Origin of the sequence: Nocardioides sp. S5 (assembly GCF_017310035.1) — a bacterium.
Taxonomy (GTDB): domain Bacteria; phylum Actinomycetota; class Actinomycetes; order Propionibacteriales; family Nocardioidaceae; genus Nocardioides.
Map to the genome: position 1 here is coordinate 645709 of NZ_CP022296.1, position 20736 is coordinate 666444.

Sequence of the window (20736 nt, forward strand, 5' to 3'; positions counted from 1 at the left end):
TAGCGTTCGGCGTGTGAGTCACCTCCGGCCCTCGGACGAGCCCTCGGTCGCGATCAGGCAGCTGTCGCGCTGGCTCGAGGCCGACACCCCCGCCCCGCTGCTGATCGAGACCTCCGGCTCCACCGGCCGGCCCAAGGGCGTCGTGCTGCCCCGCCGGGCCGTCCTCGCGAGCGTCGAGGCGTCGGCGCGGAGGCTGGGCGCGTCCGGCCGCTGGCTGCTGGCGTTGCCGTCGTCGTACGTCGCCGGGGTGCAGGTCATCGTGCGCTCCCTGGTCGCCGGGCACGAGCCGGTCGTCGTCGACGGGCTCGACGTCGGGCGCGCCTCGGCGGCCCACCACGGCGACACCCCGACCTTCGTCTCCCTCGTCCCGACCCAGCTGCACCGGATCATGACCGACCCCGATCAGGTCGCGGCGCTCGCGCGCTGCCACACCGTGCTCGTCGGTGGCGCCGGGCTCGACACCGACCTGCGCCGGCGCGCCGAGGAGCAGGGTGTCCGGCTGGTCTCGACCTACGGCTCGTCGGAGACCGCGGGCGGGTGCGTCTACGACGGCGTGCCGCTCGACGGCGTGGCGGTGACCCTCGGCGCGGACGGGCGCATCCGCATCGGCGGCCCGACCCTGTTCAGCCACTACGACCACGACCCGGAGCTCACCGCCGCGGCGGTCGTGGACGGCTGGTACGTCACCTCCGACGCAGGCCGCTTCGACGAGGACGGGCGCCTGCAGGTCCTCGGCCGCGTCGACGACGTCGTCATCAGCGGCGGGGTGAAGATCCCGCTCACCGCGGTCGCCGACCGGTTGCGCCGCCACCTGCTGGTGCAGCAGGCCGAGGTCTTCGGCGTGCCCGACCCCGAGTGGGGCCAGAGGCTCGTCGCGGTGCTCGTCGGCACCGCCCACGAGGCCGAGCTGCGCGACTGGGTCAGCGCCGAGCACCCGCGATCGTGGGCCCCGCGCGAGTTCCGGTGGGTCGAGCATCTCCCGCTCCTGCCCAACGGCAAGGTCGACCGCCAGGCCATCCGGGCCGGCCTGTGATGCGCGACCTGCACGTCTTCGCGATCGGGCTGCGCACCCGCTTCCGTGGCATCACGGTGCGGGAGGGAGTGCTCCTGCGCGGCGAGGCCGGCTGGGGGGAGTGGTCGCCCTTCCTGGAGTACGACGACGCCACCGCGCGGCCGTGGCTGGCGGCCGCCCGCGAGGCCGCCGACAGGGGCTGGCCGACGCCGCTGCGCGACCGCGTGCCCGTCAACGTCACCGTCCCCGCGACCGACCCCGTGCGAGCGCACGCGATCGTCACCGCCGGCGGTTGCCGCACCGCCAAGGTCAAGGTCGCCGAGCGCGGTCAGGTGCTGGCCGACGACCTCGCGCGGGTCGAGGCCGTCCGCGACGCGCTCGGTCCCGACGGGCTGGTCCGGGTCGACGCCAACGGCGCCTGGGACGTCGACGAGGCGGTCCGGGCGATCGCCGCCCTCGACCGGGCTGCTGGCGGGCTGGAGTACGTCGAGCAGCCGGTCGCCTCGGTCGAGGACCTCGCCGTCGTGCGCCGCCGCGTCTCCGTCCCGATCGCCGCCGACGAGTCGATCCGGCGCGCCGAGGACCCCTACCGCGTCCGCGACCTCGAGGCGGCCGACATCGCCGTGCTCAAGGTGCAGCCGCTGGGCGGCGTACGCGCCTGCCTGCGGATCGCCGAGGACATCGGGCTGCCCGTGGTCGTCTCGAGCGCCATCGAGTCGAGCATCGGCATCGCCGCCGGCGTCGCCCTCGCGGCCGCCCTGCCCGAGCTCCACCACGCCAGCGGGCTCGCCACCGTCCAGATGCTCACCGGTGACGTCGTGGCGCAGCCGTTGCTGCCGGTCGACGGCATGCTGGCCGTCGTCCGCCCTGACGTCGACGAGGCCGCCCTGGCCGGGGTCGCCGCCGCCGACGACCGCGTCGCGCACTGGCGCGCGCGGCTGGCGTCGGTAGGGCAGGATCCCCGGACATGACCACCCCGTCGACCGCGCTCGCCCGCACCGTCGTGACCGCGCTCCGCGGGTCCGGGGTGCGCGAGGTGGTGCTCGCGCCCGGCTCGCGCAACGCCCCGCTGTCCTTCGCGCTGTACGACGCCGCGCAGGCCGGCGGGCTGCGCCTGCACACCCGCATCGACGAGCGCACGGCCGGCTTCCTCGCGCTCGGCCTCGGCAAGGTGACCAGGCGCCCCGCGGCCGTGGTCTGCACGTCGGGCACGGCGGTGGCCAACCTGCTGCCCGCCGTGGTCGAGGCAGCGCACGCCGGGGTCCCGCTCGTGGTGGTGACCGCCGACCGGCCCGCGCGGTTGCGGGGCACCGGCGCCAACCAGACCACCGACCAGGTCGGCATCTTCGGCGCCTTCGCACCGACGCTCGACGTGGCGGCGGCGGAGCTCGACGAGCTGCTGGCCTTCGTCCGCACCCACGAGTGGGTGCGACCGGTCCACCTCAACGTCCAGCTCGACGACCCGCTGCTGCCCGACGACGACGGCTGGGACGGCGGGGACGTGCCCACGTGGGCAGTCACGCTGCAGGCGCCTGCACGGGAGGTAACCGAGCTCGCCCCGGGTCCGCGCACCGTGGTGGTCGCCGGTGACGACGCCGGCCCGCCGGCCCGCCAGCTCGCGGAGGACGGCAGCTGGCCGCTGCTGGCCGAGCCGTCCAGCGGCTGCCGCACCGGTGACACAGTCATCCGCACCTACCGCCTCCTCCTCGGCACCGGGCTGGGCGACCGCATCCAGCGCGTGGTGGTGTTCGGCCACCCGACCCTGTCCCGCCCGGTGGCGCGCCTGCTCGCCCGCGACGGCGTCGAGGTGGTGTCGGTCCGGCACCGTGGCACCTGGCCGGACCGGCCCTTCCCGGTGTCGGGCGAGCACGACGGTGCCCGGGTCGCGGTCGCCGACGACCCCGCGTGGCTGGAGGAGTGGCGCCTCGCCGACCGGTCCGCCGGCCGCAGGCTCGACCGGCTCCTCGCCGCGGAGCCCGGTCTCACCCCCCACGAGGTGGCGGGCGCGGTGAGCCGCGCAGTTCCGCCGGGCGGGCTGCTCGTCGTGGGCGCCTCGAACCCGGTCCGCGACCTGGACCTGATGGTCGCGCCCTACGAGGTGGGCGGGCGTCGCAAGGTGATCGCCAACCGCGGCCTGGCGGGGATCGACGGCACCACCAGCACGGCGATCGGCGCCGCGCTGGGCCGCCCGCAGTCGTCGCGCGCGATCGCGCTGGTCGGCGACGTGACCTTCCTGCACGACACGACCGGGCTGTTCCTCGGTCCCCGCGAGGAGCGCCCCGACCTCACGATCGTGGTGGTCAACGACGACGGCGGCTCCATCTTCGCCACCCTCGAGCAGGGCGCGCCGGAGCACGCCGACCGCTTCGACACCCTCTTCGGCACCCCGCACGGCGTCGACCTCGCCAGCCTGTGCGCGGCCGCCCGGATCCCTCACCTGCGTGCCGACAGCCTGCCGGAGCTCGAGCAGGCGCTCGCCTCGCCGAACGGCGGCATCGAGGTCGTCGAGGCGCGCGTACGCCGCGACAACCGTCGCGAGCTGGACGAAAAGATCCGCGCGCTGGCCCCCTGAGGACGGGGGCCAGCGCGCGGACCGTGTGGTGCGTCGTCGTTGCCGTTCAGCCGATCAGGCCTGCGGGGTCTCCCACACGCGGACCCAGTCGACGTACATGTGCTGCGGGAGCTTCTTGTCGCTCATCTCCAGCGCCTCGTAGTCGGAGGCCAGCAGGCTCAGGATGAGGTACTGCTGCTCCTTGGAGACGCGGGCCGACGTGCGCCAGGTCTCCTTGCCGTCGATGTAGAAGACGATCTTGCTCGGGTCCCACTTGACCGAGAACACGTGGTAGTTCTTCGACCAGCCGTCGCGCTTGTTCTTCAGGAACGACTTCGAGTCCTTGATCCACGAGCCGGTCTTGATGAGCTTGTTGCCCTTGTACCAGTGGATGAAGCTCGTGAGGCCGCCCTGCGGGTGCTTGTCGCCGAAGTACTCGATGACGTCGATCTCGTGGCCGTCGGTGTGCGGGCCGTTCTCGTTGGTCGGCTGCGACCAGAAGCTGGAGTGCTGGCCCTGGTTCTTGTGCATCTTGATGCGGGCGGCAGCGACGCCGTACTTGAAGCTGAAGCCGTCCTTGGTGCCGACGTGGCCGTTGAGGCGGTAGGCGATCCGCTTCTTCTCCTTGCGCGACTTCGCCAGGCACTTGCCCTTGGCCCCGCGGTCCTTGATGACGCTCAGACGCAGCGCGCCCGCGCCGACCTTGACGGCCTTCGGGTCGCCCTTGGAGCACTTGCGCTTGCTGGTCGGCTCGTAGTCCTGGCCGCGCATGCTCCACACCGGGTTCAGGGTGCTGCCGGAGAACTCGTCGGTGAAGGTCGGGACCAGCCACTGCGCGGTGTCGGCGGTGTCGCTGGTGACCTTCTTGAGGCCCTTGAACTTCTGGGCGACGACCCGGTAGGTCACGGCCGCGCCACCCTTGGAGGCAACGGCGGAGAAGTGGGCGCGGCCCGACCTCTCCTGCTTGGCGGTGCCGACCTTCTTCCACGACGAGCCGTTGAGCTGCTCGAGCACGACCTTGCGGCCGACCTTGACCGGCTTGATGGTGGCGGTGACGCCGGCCTTGGCCGAGTTGGCGCTGGCCGTGCGCTTGCCCTGCTGGACGATCTGGGGAAGCACCTCCAGCGAGATCTTCTGGTTCGCCTTCTTCGTCACCGCGACCGACGCGGAACGCGTCGCGGGGTCGGTGGCCGACCCGGTCTCGGTCGACAGGAGAAGGGACGCGGGCAGGAGCAGCGCGGCGACGCTGCCTGCGAGCACGCGGCGTGCAGACATGTGAACTCTCTTCGTCTCGGGTGCGATTCGGTGTTTCCCCCAGGGCACTCCACCCAGTCGGGAGCTGGTCACACCTTAACCTTGCGTCCCACCCGTCGGGCGATTCCCCGCCGGTTGCCCCGGGCCTAGTCTGGGCACGTGCAGATCACCAAGCTCGGCCACGCCTGCGTCCGTGTCCAGGGCGACGGCGGTGTCGTCGTCATCGACCCGGGCGTCTTCACCGACCCCTCGGCGCTCGACGGCGCCGACGCGGTGCTCATCACCCACGAGCACGCCGACCACGTGCACCCCGACCACCTGCGCGGCACCGACGTGGGCATCTGGACGATCGAGGCGGTCGCCCGACTGCTCCGTGACCAGGCTCCTGACGTCGCGGCGCGGGTCACCGTCGTACGCCCCGGCGACCGCCTCGAGGTCGCGGGCACGTCGGTGGAGGTGGTGGGCGAGAAGCACGCCGTGATCCACCCCGACTACGACCGCTTCGACAACTCCGGCTACGTCCTGGAGTCCGGTGGCACCAGCGTCTACCACCCCGGCGACGCCCTCACCGCGCCCGGACGACCCGTCGACGTGCTGCTGGCGCCGGTGAGCGCACCGTGGCTGAAGGTGTCGGAGGCGGTCGACTTCGTGCGCGAGGTGGGCGCGCCCACGTCGCTCGGCATCCACGACCGCATCTACAGCGACGTCGGCCTCGACATGGTGGCCTCGCACATGGCCAACCTGCTCCCCGCCGGGCAGTCCTTCGAGCGCCGCGAGCCCGGCCAGCGGCTCTGACCGCGAGGGCGCCGGTGGGAGTCAGCCGGCGCTGAGCGCGTCGCGCACCGGGACGAACTTGGCCTGCGACTCGGCGAGCTCGGCCTCGGGGTCGGAGCTGGCGACGATGCCGCACCCGGCGAAGAGGCGTACGCCCTCCTCGATGACCATCGCCGAGCGCAGCGCGATGCCCCACTCGCCGTCGCCCGAGGCGTCCATCCAGCCGACCGGACCGGCGTAGCGGTCGCGCGGCATGCCCTCGATCTCGTCGATCAGCCGGATCGCTGCGGGTGTCGGGGTGCCGCCGACGGCGGCCGAGGGGTGCAGCGACTCCGCGAGCTCCAGCGACGTCGCCTCGTCGTGGACGACGCCGTTGACGTCCGTGGCCAGGTGCATCACGTTGGGCAGGTGGAGGACGAACGGCGCCTCCGGCACGTTCATCGACGAGCAGTGCGGCTCCAGGGCATCGGCGACCGAGCGCACGGCGTACTCGTGCTCCTCGAGGTCCTTCGACGAGCGCGCGAGCGTGGCCGCGAGCGCCAGGTCGCGGTCGTCGTCACCCGTACGCCGGATCGTGCCGGCCAGCACCCGCGAGGTCACCAGCCCGCGCTCGCGCCGCACCAGCATCTCGGGGGTGGCGCCGAAGATGCCGTCGACGTGGAAGGTCCAGCACATCTCGTAGTGCTCGGCCAGGCGGTGCAGCGGCCAACGCACGTCGAGGGGGACGTCGGTGGTGGCGATCAGGTCGCGGGCCAGGACCACCTTCTCCAGGTCGCCCGCCGCGATGCGTCCGACGGCCTCCGCGACGACCGACATCCACTCCTCGCCGTTGAGCGCTCCGTCGGAGAAGACGAGGCCAACGGGCGGGTCGGGCGGGGTGGCGGTGGTCAGCGTCGGCTCCTCGACCGAGACGGTGGTGAGCCAGGTGCGGTCACCGCGCCGGCCCAGGACGACCTGCGGGATCACCAGCACCGACTCGCCGGGATCGTCGGCGAACGCGAAGGCTCCGAAGCACACCAGCCCGGTGCCGGGCTCGTTGACGCGGTCGTCGACCTCGGCGCGGGCGACGGTCTCGGCCCACCACTTCACCGCGTCGCTGAACCGGGTGGGGCCGGAGGTCTCCAGGCGGGCGGCGACGCCCCAGCCCACCAGGCCCTCGCCGCGGCGCAGCCAGCTGACCGGCTCCTCACGCGGCAGCAGGTCGAGGAGCGGGAGGTCCGCCAGGTCCACCGGCACGGTGCGCACCACGAGGGGCGCGGCAGGTCCGGGGACGGCGGACGCGGGGGTCGTCACGAGGCGGCAGCCTACGCCGGTGGTCCGAACCGCTCGCGCGCAGATGGCGCAAAGCGTGAACAGGGCGGCGGGTGCTGACCTAGGTTGCGGCGGTACACCAGGGAGTGAAGGGGACATCCGTGCCTGCTCAGGAATCGCCGCTCACGCGGCTCACGCGCCACGCCCGCGCACGCGCCCTCGAGGTCGCCGTCGCCGAGCCGAGCGGCGCGTCCTGGTCGACGCTGACCTGGAACGAGCTCTACCGCCGCGTCATCGACGGCGCCGCCGGCATGATCGAGGCCGGGGTCGATCCCGGCTCGGTCGTCGTCATCCGGGTGCCCACCGGCATCCGGCTGCTCGAGCTCGAGCTCGCCACCCGCATCGCCGGCGCCGTGCCGCTGCTGCTGCCCGAGCACCTCGACCCTGCCGAGGTCGCGCGACTCCTCGACGAGATCGAGGTGCGCCTGGTGATCGTCGACCACGAGAGCCGCCTGGCCCTGCTGCGCCGCGCGGCCCTCGCCGAGGCACAGCTCTTCGAGTGCGACGACCGCTCCTGGGAGCGGCTGCGCGGGATGGGCCTCGAGCGCCGCAAGCGCCAGCCCGACGTGCTGGCCTGGGTGGACGGCGTACGCGCCGACGCCCCGAGCAGCGCCGTGCTCGGCCTGCCGCGGGAGAAGGGCCCGGCCTGGCTCTTCCGCCCCGAGTCGTCCGGCGCGCTGTCCGACCTCGCCGCCGACGACGTCGTCGTGCTCACCGGCGAGGCCGCCGACCGCTTCACCACCGTCGTGCGCGACGCGCACCTCAGTGCCGGCTGCGTCCTGGTCTGGGTCGAGCGTCCCGAGCGGCTCGAGGCGGCGCTCGCGCACTTCTCGCCCACCCACGTCCTGCTCGACCACACCGTCGCCCGCGTCCTGGAGGACCTCATCGAGGCGGGCACCGTCGACGGCGCCCCCTGGCACCCGACCCCGCGGGAGGTCCTCGAGGCGACCTCGGCGCGCGTGGCGGAGGCTCGCCTGGGGTCGCGTGGCCGCAGGCTCGCCGACGAGGTCTCCGCCCTCGTGCCGTGGTGGGGCGGTCGGGTCCGCGTGCTCGCCCTGGACGCGCGGGTGAACCGCACGATCAGCGGTCTGGCCACCACCCTGGGCATCCGCGTCGGTCGGATCGCGCACCACCCCGCGATCCGGTTGGACCTGGGCCGGGAGCACGCCGTGGTGCAGGTTCCCGCGGCGCCGACCGCCGAGGCGGCCTCGGAGCTGCTGCCGCGGCGCGGCGGCCGCACCAGCGACCTCGACAGCGCCTTCTCCCTCGCGGGCGCACCCGGGAGCTGAGGTCAGGACCGGTAGACGATCACCTTGTCGCCGAGCCTGACCTGGTCGAACAGCCACGCCACCGCCGCCCGGTCGCGGACGTTGACGCAGCCGTGCGACGCCCCGTTGTAGCCGTTGGCGGCGAAGTCGGGGGAGTAGTGCACGGCCTGGCCCCCGGAGAAGAACATCGCGAACGGCATCGGGGTGTCGTAGAGGCTCGAGACGTGGTCGCGCGACTTGCGGAAGACCGCGAACGCGCCCTCGCGCGTCGGCAGCTCGTCGGACCCGAACCGGACCTCGACGGTCTTCAGCACCACGCCGTCGACCACCCAGCGCAGCGAGCGCGACGACTTGTCGACGCACATCGCGCGGCCCGTCGTGCAGCGCGGGTCGAGGGCGGGTCCCTGCGGCACGATGTTGAACAGCTCCGCCTTCGTGGGCGTGCTGGTCATGTCCTTCAGGCGCGTCAGGGTGCGTCGGTCGACCTGGCCGGTGACCGGGATCCGGCGCTTGGCCTGGAAGCCCCGCACGGCCACGACGGTGGAGCGCGCGTAGCGGCCCGTCACCCGGCCGTCGTACCACCGGACCTGCTTGAGTCGCGCCTGCACCTGACGCACCCACATCCCGGTGTCGCCGCGCTCGAGCAGGGCGCGACCGGGTGTGTAGACGTTGTGCAGCGCCTCCGTCGTCGGCTGCGCGGTGAGCGAGACGACCTTGAGCCAGGTGCGCTCGTCGACGACCCCGTCGGCGGTCCACCCACGGCGCCGCTGGAAGGTCGCCACCCCGGTGCGGGTCTCCTCGTCGAAGCGGTTGGTCACCACCTCGGAGTGCAGGTCGAGCTGGTGCAGCCGGCTCTGCAGCACGCGCACCCGCCACCCGCTGTCGCCGGGCCGCATCGGATCGAAGCCCCGCACGGACGCACCGCTCGACGGCGCGGCCGCCGACGGGGACGGGCCGACGGCGCTGAGCACCGCGACGGTGCAGAGCAGGGCGAGCAGGAGCGAGACGGCGCGCGACGAGCTGCGCGACGAGGTGTGGTGCGGCATGAGGTTCCTCCCCCGGGGAGCCGTCGACCGGGTGGTCGACGCGTCGATCATAAGGACGCGCTCGGACACCCCCGCGTTGCACGGCCTCAGGCTGGGACGCCTACGCTCGGCGCGTGGCCCGCGCTGACCTGGACAAGCAACCGACCGACGTACGTCGCATGTTCGACACCGTCGCGAAGCGCTACGACCTCACCAACGACCTCATGACGGCCGGGATCCAGCGCAGCTGGCGGCGCTCGATGGTCGCGGCGGTCGGGCCTCGTCGGGGCGACCTGGTGCTCGACCTCGCCGCCGGCACGGGCTGCTCCAGCGAGCCCTTCGCCGCCTACGGCGCCACCGCTGTGCCGTGCGACTTCTCCGTGGGGATGCTGCAGCAGGGCCGCAAGGACCGACCGGGCCTTCCCTTCGTGGCCGGCGACGGCACGCGGCTGCCGTTCCTCGACGACACCTTCGACGCCGTCACCATCTCCTACGGCCTGCGCAACTTCGTCGACCCGGTGAAGGGCCTGAGGGAGATGCTCCGCGTCACCCGCCCCGGCGGTCGGCTCGTCGTGTGCGAGTTCAGCACCCCGACCAACGGCGCGTTCCGGTCGCTCTACATGGACGGCTTCATGCGCGCGCTGCCGCGGATCGCATCGGTGACCGCCAGCGCGAGCGACGCCTACGTCTACCTCGCCGAGTCGATCCTCGCCTGGCCCGACCAGGCCGGGCTCGCCGACCTGGTCGCCGAGGCGGGCTGGAAGAACCCGGAGTGGCGCAACCTCACCGGCGGCATCGTGGCCCTGCACCGCGCGACCGCCTGAACGCCTGCGTGATTTAGCGCACGCGATCGTGCCTAAATCCGCAGGTCAGCGCGGGTGAGGCAGGTCGCCACCCCGACGTGACGCACGCCGCACCGGAGTCCTAGACTGTGGCCCGCGCCACTCGTGAAGACATTCACAAAGTCACATGTCCTTCACTCCGCCCGGCGCTGGTCACACCGGAAGGGAATCGATGGAGCTCTACACCCCGGTCCTCGCCCTGGCGCTGCTCGCGACGGGCTTCGCGGTCTTCTCCGTCGTCATCAGCGCCTTCACCGGACCCAAGCGCTACAACCGGGCGAAGCTCGACTCCTACGAGTGCGGCATCGAGCCGACGCCGCAGCCGATCGGCGGCGGCCGCATCCCGGTGAAGTACTTCATCACCGCGATGCTCTTCATCATCTTCGACATCGAGATCATCTTCCTCTACCCCTGGGCCGTCCACTTCGACGCGATGGCACTGTTCGGGCTGGTCGAGATGGTCCTCTTCATCGGCACGGTCTTCGTCGCCTACGCATATGTGTGGCGACGCGGCGGACTGGATTGGGACTGAATCATGGGACTTGAGGAGAAGCTGCCCAACGGGGTCCTGCTGACCACGGTCGAGGGCGTCGCCGGCTACATGCGCAAGGCCTCGTTCTGGCCCGCGACCTTCGGCCTGGCCTGCTGCGCCATCGAGATGATGACCACCGGCGGCCCGAAGTACGACCTCGCCCGCTACGGCATGGAGGTCTTCCGCGCGAGCCCGCGCCAGGCCGACCTGATGATCGTCGCCGGTCGCGTGAGCCAGAAGATGGCCCCGGTCCTGCGCCAGATCTACGACCAGATGCCCGAGCCGAAGTGGGTCCTCGCCATGGGCGTGTGCGCCTCGTCGGGCGGCATGTTCAACAACTACGCGATCGTCCAGGGCGTCGACCACGTCGTCCCCGTGGACATGTACCTCCCCGGCTGCCCGCCGCGCCCGGAGATGCTCATCGACGCGATCCTCAAGCTGCACGACCAGGTCCAGCAGACCAAGCTGGGCGTCAATCGCCGCACCGAGATCGCCGAGCTCGAGACCGCCGCGCTGCGCGCCCTGCCGACCTCGGACATGAAGGGCCTGCTGCGGTGAGCGACGACAAGTCCGACGAGAACAAGGCAGCCCGCCCGGCCGAGGAGCGCAACCTCGAGTCGGCCAAGCAGGAGACCGGCACCGGCAGCGGTGTCGCCCAGCCCGCGCCGGAGCAGTCCCCGGAGAACGTCCCCGCGCCGACCGGCGAGGTCCACGCGGTCGGCGTACGCCACGGCATGTTCGGCGCGTCCGGCACCGGCGACACCTCCGGGTACGGCGGCCTGGTGAGCGCCACGGTCTTCCCGGCCCCGACGCAGCGCCCCTACGGCGGCTGGTTCGACGAGGTCGCCGACGCCCTCGAGGCTCGCCTCTCGGCCACCGACCTCACCTCGGCGATCGAGAGCGTGGTCGTCCACCGCGGGGAGATCACCTTCCACGTGCGCCGCGAGGACCTGCCCTTCGTCGCCCAGATGCTGCGCGACGACGAAGCCCTGCGCTTCGAGTTCTGCTCCGGCGTCAGCGGGGTGCACTACCCCGAGGACACCGGCCGCGAGCTGCACGCGGTCTACCACCTCACCTCGATGACCCACAACCGGCGCATCCGGGTCGAGGTGACCGCGCCGGACAGCGACCCGCACGTGCCGAGCCTGGTGAGCATCTACCCGACGCTCGACTGGCACGAGCGCGAGACGTACGACATGTTCGGGCTGATCTTCGACGGTCACCCCGCTCTGACCCGGGTGCTCATGCCGGACGACTGGCCGGGCCACCCGCAGCGCAAGGACTACCCGCTCGGCGGCATCCCCGTGGAGTACAAGGGCGGCAGCATTCCTCCGCCCGACCAGCGCAGGAGCTACAACTGATGAGCACCGAGACGAGCACCGCCAACCAGCAGGACCTGTACGCCGCTCCCGGGGAGACGAGCCAGGGCCGCGTCTTCACCGTCACCGGTCAGGACTGGGACTCCATCACCCAGAGCATCGGCGACGCCGCCGAGGAGCGGGTCGTGGTCAACATGGGCCCGCAGCACCCCTCGACGCACGGCGTGCTGCGCCTGATCCTCGAGCTCGAGGGCGAGACGGTCACCGAGGCGCGGTGCGGCATCGGCTACCTGCACACCGGCATCGAGAAGAACATGGAGTACCGCTCCTGGGTGCAGGGCACGACCTTCTGCACCCGCATGGACTACCTCTCGCCGTTCTACAACGAGATGACCTACGTCCTGGGCGTCGAGCGACTGCTCGACATCGAGGACGACATCCCGGAGAAGGCGCAGGTCATGCGCGTGCTCCTGATGGAGCTCAACCGGATCTCCTCCCACCTCGTCGCGATAGCGACCGGCGGCATGGAGATCGGTGCGCTCACCGTCATGACCATCGGCTTCCGCGAGCGCGAGCTGGTGCTCGACCTGTTCGAGCTGATCACCGGCCTGCGGATGAACCACGCGTTCTTCCGCCCCGGCGGTGTCGCGCAAGACCTGCCGCCCGGCGCGCTCGACGAGATCCGCGACTTCATCGCCTTGATGAAGAAGCGCCTGCCCGAGTACGCCGCCCTCTGCAACGCCAACCCGATCTTCAAGGGGCGGCTCGAGGGGGTCGGCCACCTCGACCTGGCCGGCTGCATGGCGCTCGGCATGACCGGACCGGTGCTCCGCTCGACCGGCTACGCGTGGGACCTGCGCAAGACCCAGCCCTACAGCGGCTACGAGGACTACGACTTCGAGGTCCAGACCTGGGACACGTGCGACTCCTACGGCCGCTTCCGCATCCGTCTCAACGAGATGTGGGAGTCGCTGAAGATCGTCGGGCAGTGCGCCGACCGCCTCGCCGGCCTCGAGGGCGCGCCGGTCATGGTGTCCGACAAGAAGATCGCCTGGCCCAGCCAGCTCGCGATCGGCAGCGACGGCATGGGCAACAGCCTCGACCACATCCGCCACATCATGGGGGAGTCGATGGAGGCGCTGATCCATCACTTCAAGCTGGTGACCGAGGGCTTCCGGGTCCCCGCCGGCCAGGCGTACGTCCCGATCGAGTCCCCCCGCGGCGAGCTGGGCGCCCACGTCGTCTCCGACGGCGGCACCCGTCCCTTCCGCGCGCACTTCCGGGACCCGTCGTTCACCAACCTGCAGGCGACGAGCGTGATGAGCGAGGGCGGCATGGTCGCCGACGTCATCGTCGCCATCGCCTCCATCGACCCCGTCATGGGAGGAGTCGACCGATGACCGAGCCCACGACCGGCCTCGACGAGAAGACCTGGACCGAGCTGCGCGAGATCGCGGCCCGCTACCCCCAGGCCCGTTCCGGCCTGCTCCCGATGCTGCACCTCGTGCAGTCGGTCGAGGGGCGCATCACCCCCGAGGGCATCGAGGCCTGCGCGGAGGTCCTCGGCATCAGTGCCGCCGAGGTCAACGGTGTCGCGACCTTCTACACGATGTACAAGCGCAAGCCCGTCGGCGACTACCACGTCGGGGTCTGCACCAACACGCTGTGCGCGGTGATGGGCGGCGACCTGATCTTCGAGCGGCTCAAGGACCACCTCGACGTCGGCAACGACGAGACCACCGAGGACGCCCCCGGCCTGAAGAGCATCACCCTCGAGCACGTCGAGTGCAACGCGGCGTGCGACTACGCCCCGGTGATGATGGTCAACTGGGAGTTCATGGACAACCAGACCCCCGAGTCGGCCGTCCGGGTCGTCGACGACCTGCGCGCCGGCAAGGAGGTCCACTCGACCCGCGGTCCGCGACTGTGCACCTGGCGCGAGGCCGAGCGCGTGCTCGCCGGCTTCCCCGACGACCGCGCCGACGAAGGGCCGGCCGCCGGCCCGTCCTCGCTGGTCGGGCTGAAGATCGCCCGTGAGAAGGGCTGGACCGCTCCGGAGGGAGAGAAGTGACCGACACGCTGACCCCGGTCCTCACCGACAACTGGGACGCCGAGCGCGCCTGGACCCTGGCGTCGTACGAGGAGCGCGGGGGCTACGCCGCGCTCGACAAGGCCTTCGCGATGGCCCCCGACGACGTGATCAACGCCGTCAAGGAGTCCGGCCTGCGCGGTCGCGGCGGCGCGGGCTTCCCCACCGGCATGAAGTGGGGCTTCATCCCGCAGGACAACCCGAAGCCGAAGTACCTCGTCGTCAACGCCGACGAGTCGGAGCCGGGCACCTGCAAGGACATCCCGCTCATGATGGCCAGCCCGCACACGCTGGTCGAGGGCGTGATCGTCAGCTCCTACGCCATCCGCGCCAACACCGCCTTCATCTACGTCCGCGGCGAGGTCCTCCACGTGGTCCGCCGCCTCCAGCGTGCGGTGCAGGAGGCCTACCTCGCCGGCCACCTCGGCAAGAACATCCACGGCTCCGGCTACGACCTCGACCTGGTCGTCCACGCCGGCGCAGGGGCCTACATCTGCGGCGAGGAGACGGCGCTGCTCGAGGGCCTCGAGGGCCGCCGGGGCCAGCCCCGCCTGCGCCCGCCGTTCCCCGCGGTCGCCGGTCTCTACTCCAGCCCGACGGTCATCAACAACGTCGAGTCGATCGCCTCCGTGCCGAGCATCATCGTCAACGGGCCGGCCTGGTTCGCCGGCATGGGCACCGAGAAGTCCAACGGCTTCGGCATCTTCAGCCTCTCGGGCCACGTCGCCAACCCCGGCCAGTACGAAGCGCCGCTCGGCATCACCCTGCGCGAGCTCATCGACCTCGCCGGCGGCATGCGCGAGGGCCACGAGCTCAAGTTCTGGACCCCCGGCGGCTCGAGCACCCCGCTCCTGACCCCCGAGCACCTCGACGTCCCGCTCGACTTCGAGTCGGTGGGTGCGGCGGGGTCGATGCTCGGCACCCGTGCCCTGCAGCTCTTCGACGAGACCACCTGCGTGGTCCGGGCGGTGCTGCGCTGGACCGAGTTCTACAAGCACGAGTCGTGCGGCAAGTGCACCCCGTGCCGCGAGGGCACGTGGTGGTTGTCGCAGACCTTGGCCCGGATCGAGAAGGGTGAGGGCAGCGAGGCGGACCTCGACGTGCTGCTCGACCAGTGCGACAACATCCTGGGTCGCGCGTTCTGCGCGCTCGGGGATGGGGCCACCAGCCCGATCTCGAGCTCGATCCAGTACTTCCGCGACGAGTACCTCGCACACCTGACCCACGGCGGCTGCCCGTTCGACCACGCCGCCTCCACTGTCTTCGCACCCGTGGGAGCCACTGCATGACCACCACTCCTGAGCGCACGGAGGTCGAGACGGTCACGCTGACCATCGACGGCGTCCAGGTCAGCGTCCCCAAGGACACGCTGGTCATCCGCGCCGCCGAGCAGGTCGGCGTACAGATCCCGCGCTTCTGCGACCACCCGCTGCTCGACCCGGTCGGCGCCTGCCGCCAGTGCCTGGTCGACATCCCGGACGCCGGCAACGGCCGCGGCTTCCCCAAGCCGCAGGCCTCCTGCACGCTGCCGGTGGCCGAGGGCATGGTCGTCAACACCCAGGCCACCAGCGAGGTCGCCGACAAGGCACAGCAGGGCATCATGGAGTTCCTGCTGATCAACCACCCGCTCGACTGCCCGGTCTGCGACAAGGGCGGCGAGTGCCCCCTGCAGAACCAGGCGATGAGCAACGGTCGCGGCGAGAGCCGTTTCGCGGAGACCGGTGGCGTCAAGCGCACCTTCCCCAAGCCGATCAACATCTCCGCCCAGGTCCTGCTCGACCGCGAGCGCTGCGTGCTGTGCGCGCGCTGCACCCGCTTCTCCGAGCAGGTCGCCGGCGACCCGTTCATCGCCCTCGCCGAGCGCGGTGCGCTCCAGCAGGTCGCGATCTACGAGCGCGAGCCCTTCGAGAGCTACTTCTCCGGCAACACGATCCAGATCTGCCCGGTGGGCGCGCTCACCTCGGCCGACTACCGCTTCCGGTCGCGGCCCTTCGACCTGGTCTCCACGCCGGGCGTGGCCGAGCACGACGCCTGCGGTGCCGCCATCCGCGTCGACCACCGCCGTGGCAAGGTCATGCGTCGCCTCGCCGGCAACGAGCCCGAGGTCAACGAGGAGTGGATCAGCGACAAGGACCGCTTCGCGTTCCGCTACACCCAGGTCGAGGACCGCATCACCTACCCCCGGATCCGTGAGGACGGTGTGCTGCGTCCCGCCTCGTGGCCCGAGGCCTTCGCCGTCGCCGCCCGCGGGCTGCGCGACGCCGGTGCCGCCGCCGTGCTCACCGGCGGTCGCCTGACCGTCGAGGACGCCTACGCCTACGCCAAGTTCGCCCGCGTCGCGCTCGGCACCAACGACGTCGACTTCCGCGCCCGCCCGCACAGCGCCGAGGAGGCGAGCTTCCTCGCCTCGCAGGTCGCGCTGTCCGGCGGCGTGACCTACTCCGACCTCGAGGCGGCCCCGGTCGTGGTGCTGCTGGGCCTCGAGCCCGAGGACGAGGCGGCCACCATCTTCCTGCGTCTGCGCAAGGCGGCCCGCAAGGGACGTACGCAGGTCGTGTCCGTGGCGCCCTTCACCTCGCGCGGCCTGCACAAGATGAACGGTCGCCTCGTCGCGACCGCGCCGGGCGCCGAGGTCGAGGCCATCGGCTCGCTCCGGGACGCCGAGCACGGCATCACCAAGGACGCCGTGATCCTCGTCGGCGAGCGCCTCGCGCAGACCCACGGAGCGCTGACCGCCGCGGTCGAGCTCGCCCGCAGCACCGGCGCCCGGCTCGCCTGGGTGCCGCGTCGTGCCGGTGACCGCGGTGCGGTCGAGGCCGGCGCGCTGCCCAACCTGCTGCCCGGCGGTCGGCCCGTCACCGAGGCGTCGGCCCGGGTCGACCTGGCCGCCGCGTGGGGCGTGGACTCGCTGCCCGCCAAGGTCGGTCGCGACGGCAACGCCATCGTCGCCGCACTCGCCAAGGGCGACCTCGGCGGCCTCGTGGTCGCCGGAGTCGACCCCGACGACACCGCGGACCCTGCCGCCTTCCGCGCCGCCCTCGGCGCGGCCGGCTTCGTGGTCAGCCTCGAGCTGCGCGAGACCGACGTGACCCGCGCCGCCGACGTGGTGCTCCCGGTCGCGCCGGTCACCGACAAGTCGGGCACCTTCGTGACGTGGGACGCCCGCACCCGCGACTTCGTCGCGGTCTTCAGCAACCCCGCGTCCCTGCCCGACCTGCGCGTGCTGTCGGGGATCGCCGACGAGCTCGGCCGCCCGCTCGGCTTCCGCACGGTGGAGCAGGTGCGCGCGGAGATGCAGGCCCTCGGCCCGTGGGACGGCGCGCGCCCGACGATCGATGCCGGCAAGGCGCCGAAGGCTCCGAAGGCGAGGGCCGGTGCGCTCGCCCTCGCGACGTGGAAGCAGCTGATCGACCTCGGGTCGATGCAGGACGGCGAGGCGCACCTGCGCGCCACCGCCCGCACGCCCGTGGCGCGCCTGAGCCGGGCGACGTACGAGTCGGTGTTCGGCATGCTCGACGCCGGCCAGGACCCGGTCGCCACCATCACCGGCGACCGCGGCAGCATCACGCTGCCGGTGGTGGTCGCCGACCTCCCCGACGACGTGGTCTGGGTCCCGGCCCGCTCCGTCGGCCGGGGCGTCCTCGCCGATCTCGCCTCGCCGGGCTCCTCGGTGATCGTGAAGGGAGCCAACTGATGGCCATCCTGCCGCTGGCAGCGTCGCTGCCCGACGCGGACCTCGCCCAGTTCGGTCAGGACCCCTGGTGGGTGATCGTCCTCAAGGCGGTCTTCATCTTCCTGATCCTGGTGCTGCTCACGCTCTTCAACATCTGGTTCGAGCGCCGTGTCGTGGCCCGCATGCAGCACCGCGTCGGCCCCAACGTGCACGGCCCCTTCGGCCTGCTGCAGTCGCTCGCCGACGGCGTGAAGCTGGCGCTGAAGGAGGACATCATCCCCAAGGCGGCCGACAAGGTCGTCTTCCTGCTCGCGCCGGTCATCGCCGTGGTGCCGGCCTTCGTGACGTGGGCGGTCATCCCGCTCGGCCCGGAGGTCAACTTCTTCGGCGAGCGCACGCCGCTGCAGCTCACCGACATGCCCGTCGCCGTGCTCTTCATGCTCGCCATCGCCTCGATCGGCATCTACGGCATCGTGCTCGGCGGCTGGTCCTCGGGCTCGACCTACTCGCTGCTCGGCGGCCTGCGCTCGAGCGCGCAGATGATCTCCTACGAGGTCGCGATGGGCCTGGCGCTCGTGGCGGTCTTCCTCTACGCCGGGTCGATGTCGACCTCGGAGATCGTCGCCGCCCAGGACGACCTCTGGTTCGGGCTGATCCTGCTGCCGTCCTTCGTCATCTACGTCATCTCGATGGTCGGCGAGACCAACCGCGCTCCCTTCGACCTCCCCGAGGCCGAGGGCGAGCTGGTCGGCGGCTTCCACACCGAGTACTCCAGCCTGAAGTTCGCGCTGTTCTTCCTGGCCGAGTACATCAACCTCGCGACCGTGTCGGCCATCGCCACCACGCTCTTCCTCGGCGGCTGGGCAGCGCCGTGGGGCATCGAGCACGTCTGGGACGGCGCCAACTCCGGCTACTGGCCGCTGCTGTGGTTCTTCGGCAAGGTCTTCATCTTCATCTTCCTGTTCGTCTGGCTGCGCGGCTCGCTGCCCCGCATGCGCTACGACCAGTTCATGGCGCTGGGCTGGAAGGTCCTGATCCCGGTCTCCCTGGCCTGGATCGTGGCCGTCGCCACCATCCGCGTCATCTCGCTCGAGGGCGACATCAACCGCACCTACCTCGTGGCCGCGATCGCGGTCCTGCTCGTCATCACCGTCGGCCTGATGTTCCTGGGCGACGGCGACAAGGGTGAGGAGGCGACGGTCGAGGCCGACCGCGAGCCCCACGACGCGTTCGCGGGCGGCTTCCCCGTCCCGCCGATGCCGCAGGGCGGTGCCGTACGCGGCGGCGCCGCGCCGCTGACGTTCACCCACTCTCCGGGGGGACGCACCACCGTCACCGCTGCAGCGGAGGAGAACCATGAGTGAGTCCCAGGACCCCACGAGCTCGGAGGGGGCCAAGGAGCGCGTCTGGGACCCGATCGCGGGGTTCGGCGTCACCTTCCGGACGATGTTCAAGAAGGTCGTCACCGAGCAGTACCCGTTCGAGAAGCTCCCGACGGCGCCGCGCTTCCACGGTCGGCACCAGCTCAACCGGTGGCCCGACGGGCTGGAGAAGTGCATCGGCTGCGAGCTGTGCGCGTGGGCCTGCCCGGCCGACGCGATCTACGTCGAGGGTGCCTCCAACACGGACCTGCCTGACGGGTCCGGGCGCTTCAGCCCTGGCGAGCGCTACGGCCGCGTCTACCAGATCAACTACCTGCGCTGCATCCTGTGCGGCCTGTGCATCGAGGCGTGCCCGACCCGCGCGCTGACGATGACCAACGAGTACGAGCTGGCCGACGACAACCGCGCCGACCTGATCTACGAGAAGTCCGACCTGCTCGCCCCGCTGCTGCCCGGCATGGAGCAGCCGCCGCACCCGATGCGCCTGGGCGACGACGACGGCGACTACTACAGGGGGACCACGCGATGACCTTCTGGCTCCTCGCCCCGATCATGGTGGCGGCGGCGCTCGGCATCCTGTTCGTCCGCAAGGCCGTGCACGCCGCGCTGCTGCTCGCCGTCGTGATGATCAGCCTGGCGGTCCTCTACGCCGTGCTGGACGCGCCGTTCCTCTTCGCGGTGCAGATCATCGTCTACACCGGCGCCATCCTCATGCTGTTCCTCTTCGTGATGATGCTGATCGGCGTCGACGCCTCCGACTCCACCGTCGAGACGATCCGCGGCCAGCGGGTCATGGCGGTCGTCCTGGGCCTGCTCTTCGGCACCGTCCTGGTCGTCGGGATCGGCCAGGTGACCTTCGGGACCGTGGTGGGCCTCGACGAGGCGAACGCCGGCGGCAACGTCCCTGCCATCGCCAACATCCTCTTCAGCAAGTACGTCTTCGCCTTCGAGGCCACCAGCGCTCTGCTGATCACCGCCGCGCTCGGTGCGATGGTGCTCGCCCACCGCGAGCGCCTCACCCCGAAGCTCGGCCAGGCCGACCTCGCGGCGCAGCGCATGCGTGACTACGCCGAGCACGGCAAGCACCTCGGCCCGCTGCCCTCGCCCGGTGTGTACGCCCGCCACAACGCGGTCGACACCCCGGCCCTGCTGCCCGACGGCACCGCCGCCGAGTCGTCGGTGTCCCGGGTCCTCGCTGCCCGTGGCACGGTGCGCTCGGCCCCCGCGCTCGCCGACGACATCGTCGACGTACGCCGACAGATCGGTGGCCTGGACGGGCACGGCGACCCGACCACGATGCCCGAGACCTCCGGCAAGGCCGGCGCGCCGGCACACACCGAAGAGGACGTGCAGAAGGGCGAGGAGAAGTGACCCAGTACATCGTCCTGTCGGCGATCCTCTTCACCATCGGCTGCGTGGGTGTCCTCACCCGCCGCAACGCGATCGTGGTGTTCATGTGCGTGGAGCTGATGCTCAACGCCTGCAACCTCGCCTTCGTCGCCTTCGCCAAGCAGCACGGCAACCTCGACGGCCAGATCACCGCCTTCTTCGTGATGGTGGTGGCGGCTGCCGAGGTCGTGATCGGGCTCGCGATCATCATGACCATCTTCCGCACGCGACGCTCGGCCTCGGTCGACGACGCCAGCCTGCTGAAGTACTGAGGGAGAGCTCGTGAACCTGTTGTCCCAGTCGGTCCTTCGCGCG

The 20736-nt window shown here is 71.5% G+C and carries 20 protein-coding genes; 17 read left to right on the plus strand and 3 right to left on the minus strand.

What is annotated here, in order from left to right; translation table 11 throughout:
- Window positions 1–13: 13 nt before the first annotated feature.
- The 3 genes from CFI00_RS03265 to menD are packed head-to-tail and all read left to right on the plus strand — an operon-like array spanning window position 14 to window position 3584.
- Window positions 14–1033, plus strand: a complete 1020-nt coding sequence (locus tag CFI00_RS03265) for an AMP-binding protein (protein ID WP_242532661.1) — start codon at window positions 14–16, stop codon at window positions 1031–1033.
- Window positions 1033–1983 (plus strand): o-succinylbenzoate synthase, encoded by a 951-nt coding sequence (locus CFI00_RS03270; protein WP_207083861.1) that lies wholly within the window; start codon window positions 1033–1035, stop codon window positions 1981–1983. Before CFI00_RS03265 ends, CFI00_RS03270 begins: the two co-directional genes overlap by 1 nt.
- The gene (menD, locus tag CFI00_RS03275; protein WP_207083862.1) at window positions 1980–3584 is read left to right on the plus strand and encodes a 2-succinyl-5-enolpyruvyl-6-hydroxy-3-cyclohexene-1-carboxylic-acid synthase; all 1605 of its coding nucleotides are present in this window, start codon (window positions 1980–1982) and stop codon (window positions 3582–3584) included. The genes CFI00_RS03270 and menD overlap by 4 nt, the downstream gene beginning before the upstream one ends.
- A 54-nt stretch (window positions 3585–3638) precedes the next feature.
- Here menD and CFI00_RS03280 read toward each other — a convergent pair whose 3' ends face one another.
- Entirely contained in the window at window positions 3639–4838 is a 1200-nt protein-coding gene (locus CFI00_RS03280) for a glycoside hydrolase family 16 protein (protein WP_207083863.1), read from the minus strand.
- A gap of 138 nt (window positions 4839–4976) precedes the next feature.
- On the opposite strand from CFI00_RS03280, the gene CFI00_RS03285 reads away from it, so the two are divergent.
- Window positions 4977–5612, plus strand: a complete 636-nt coding sequence (locus tag CFI00_RS03285; protein WP_207083864.1) for an MBL fold metallo-hydrolase — start codon at window positions 4977–4979, stop codon at window positions 5610–5612.
- 21 nt (window positions 5613–5633) lie between these two features.
- Here the strand turns inward: CFI00_RS03285 and CFI00_RS03290 are convergent, their stop codons facing one another.
- Entirely contained in the window at window positions 5634–6884 is a 1251-nt protein-coding gene (locus CFI00_RS03290; protein ID WP_242532662.1) for an isochorismate synthase, read from the minus strand.
- Window positions 6885–7003: 119 nt separating this feature from the next.
- On the opposite strand from CFI00_RS03290, the gene CFI00_RS03295 reads away from it, so the two are divergent.
- A complete protein-coding gene (locus CFI00_RS03295) occupies window positions 7004–8191 on the plus strand; it encodes an AMP-binding protein (RefSeq protein WP_207083866.1) in 1188 nt (395 codons plus the stop codon).
- 2 nt (window positions 8192–8193) lie between these two features.
- On the opposite strand, the gene CFI00_RS03300 is transcribed toward CFI00_RS03295, so the two are convergent.
- On the minus strand, window positions 8194–9216 hold the full coding sequence (locus tag CFI00_RS03300) for a L,D-transpeptidase family protein (RefSeq protein ID WP_207083867.1): 1023 nt from the start codon (window positions 9214–9216) through the stop codon (window positions 8194–8196).
- Window positions 9217–9329: 113 nt separating this feature from the next.
- Between CFI00_RS03300 and CFI00_RS03305 the strand changes: the two genes are divergently transcribed.
- The 12 genes from CFI00_RS03305 to nuoK all read left to right on the plus strand — a co-directional run bounded on the left by CFI00_RS03305 (window position 9330) and on the right by nuoK (window position 20693).
- Window positions 9330–10019, plus strand: coding sequence for a demethylmenaquinone methyltransferase (locus CFI00_RS03305; RefSeq protein WP_207083868.1), 690 nt, complete (start codon window positions 9330–9332; stop codon window positions 10017–10019).
- Between the two features lie 190 nt (window positions 10020–10209).
- The gene (locus CFI00_RS03310; RefSeq protein WP_207083869.1) at window positions 10210–10569 is read left to right on the plus strand and encodes an NADH-quinone oxidoreductase subunit A; all 360 of its coding nucleotides are present in this window, start codon (window positions 10210–10212) and stop codon (window positions 10567–10569) included.
- 3 nt (window positions 10570–10572) lie between these two features.
- Window positions 10573–11127 carry an NADH-quinone oxidoreductase subunit B gene (locus tag CFI00_RS03315; protein ID WP_207083870.1) on the plus strand — a complete coding sequence of 185 codons (555 nt, stop codon included), beginning with the start codon at window positions 10573–10575 and terminating at the stop codon, window positions 11125–11127.
- Entirely contained in the window at window positions 11124–11930 is an 807-nt protein-coding gene (locus CFI00_RS03320) for an NADH-quinone oxidoreductase subunit C (RefSeq protein ID WP_207083871.1), read from the plus strand. The genes CFI00_RS03315 and CFI00_RS03320 overlap by 4 nt, the downstream gene beginning before the upstream one ends.
- Window positions 11930–13288: an NADH-quinone oxidoreductase subunit D gene (locus CFI00_RS03325; RefSeq protein WP_207083872.1), complete on the plus strand. Its 1359-nt coding sequence runs from the start codon at window positions 11930–11932 to the stop codon at window positions 13286–13288. The genes CFI00_RS03320 and CFI00_RS03325 overlap by 1 nt, the downstream gene beginning before the upstream one ends.
- A complete protein-coding gene (nuoE, locus tag CFI00_RS03330; RefSeq protein WP_207083873.1) occupies window positions 13285–13959 on the plus strand; it encodes an NADH-quinone oxidoreductase subunit NuoE in 675 nt (224 codons plus the stop codon). Before CFI00_RS03325 ends, nuoE begins: the two co-directional genes overlap by 4 nt.
- Window positions 13956–15266 carry an NADH-quinone oxidoreductase subunit NuoF gene (gene nuoF, locus CFI00_RS03335; protein ID WP_207083874.1) on the plus strand — a complete coding sequence of 437 codons (1311 nt, stop codon included), beginning with the start codon at window positions 13956–13958 and terminating at the stop codon, window positions 15264–15266. Before nuoE ends, nuoF begins: the two co-directional genes overlap by 4 nt.
- On the plus strand, window positions 15263–17671 hold the full coding sequence (locus CFI00_RS03340; RefSeq protein WP_207083875.1) for an NADH-quinone oxidoreductase subunit G: 2409 nt from the start codon (window positions 15263–15265) through the stop codon (window positions 17669–17671). Before nuoF ends, CFI00_RS03340 begins: the two co-directional genes overlap by 4 nt.
- Window positions 17671–19014 carry an NADH-quinone oxidoreductase subunit NuoH gene (nuoH, locus tag CFI00_RS03345; RefSeq protein WP_207083876.1) on the plus strand — a complete coding sequence of 448 codons (1344 nt, stop codon included), beginning with the start codon at window positions 17671–17673 and terminating at the stop codon, window positions 19012–19014. The genes CFI00_RS03340 and nuoH overlap by 1 nt, the downstream gene beginning before the upstream one ends.
- On the plus strand, window positions 19007–19561 hold the full coding sequence (gene nuoI, locus CFI00_RS03350; RefSeq protein ID WP_207083877.1) for an NADH-quinone oxidoreductase subunit NuoI: 555 nt from the start codon (window positions 19007–19009) through the stop codon (window positions 19559–19561). Before nuoH ends, nuoI begins: the two co-directional genes overlap by 8 nt.
- Window positions 19558–20403, plus strand: coding sequence for an NADH-quinone oxidoreductase subunit J (locus CFI00_RS03355; RefSeq protein ID WP_207083878.1), 846 nt, complete (start codon window positions 19558–19560; stop codon window positions 20401–20403). Before nuoI ends, CFI00_RS03355 begins: the two co-directional genes overlap by 4 nt.
- Window positions 20400–20693 (plus strand): NADH-quinone oxidoreductase subunit NuoK, encoded by a 294-nt coding sequence (nuoK, locus tag CFI00_RS03360; RefSeq protein WP_207083879.1) that lies wholly within the window; start codon window positions 20400–20402, stop codon window positions 20691–20693. The genes CFI00_RS03355 and nuoK overlap by 4 nt, the downstream gene beginning before the upstream one ends.
- Window positions 20694–20736 lie beyond the last annotated feature (43 nt).

What these genes read in the sequence shown, in the direction of transcription:
- CFI00_RS03340 (WP_207083875.1), top strand. Translation starts at nt 15,263, where the DNA reads ATGACCACCACTCCTGAGCGCACGGAGGTCGAGACGGTCACGCTGACC.
- menD (WP_207083862.1), top strand. Translation starts at nt 1,980, where the DNA reads ATGACCACCCCGTCGACCGCGCTCGCCCGCACCGTCGTGACCGCGCTC.
- CFI00_RS03310 (WP_207083869.1), top strand. Translation starts at nt 10,210, where the DNA reads ATGGAGCTCTACACCCCGGTCCTCGCCCTGGCGCTGCTCGCGACGGGC.
- CFI00_RS03355 (WP_207083878.1), top strand. Translation starts at nt 19,558, where the DNA reads ATGACCTTCTGGCTCCTCGCCCCGATCATGGTGGCGGCGGCGCTCGGC.
- nuoE (WP_207083873.1), top strand. Translation starts at nt 13,285, where the DNA reads ATGACCGAGCCCACGACCGGCCTCGACGAGAAGACCTGGACCGAGCTG.
- CFI00_RS03300 (WP_207083867.1), bottom strand. Translation starts at nt 9,216, where the DNA reads ATGCCGCACCACACCTCGTCGCGCAGCTCGTCGCGCGCCGTCTCGCTC.
- CFI00_RS03280 (WP_207083863.1), bottom strand. Translation starts at nt 4,838, where the DNA reads ATGTCTGCACGCCGCGTGCTCGCAGGCAGCGTCGCCGCGCTGCTCCTG.
- CFI00_RS03315 (WP_207083870.1), top strand. Translation starts at nt 10,573, where the DNA reads ATGGGACTTGAGGAGAAGCTGCCCAACGGGGTCCTGCTGACCACGGTC.
- CFI00_RS03270 (WP_207083861.1), top strand. Translation starts at nt 1,033, where the DNA reads ATGCGCGACCTGCACGTCTTCGCGATCGGGCTGCGCACCCGCTTCCGT.
- nuoI (WP_207083877.1), top strand. Translation starts at nt 19,007, where the DNA reads ATGAGTGAGTCCCAGGACCCCACGAGCTCGGAGGGGGCCAAGGAGCGC.
- nuoH (WP_207083876.1), top strand. Translation starts at nt 17,671, where the DNA reads ATGGCCATCCTGCCGCTGGCAGCGTCGCTGCCCGACGCGGACCTCGCC.
- CFI00_RS03325 (WP_207083872.1), top strand. Translation starts at nt 11,930, where the DNA reads ATGAGCACCGAGACGAGCACCGCCAACCAGCAGGACCTGTACGCCGCT.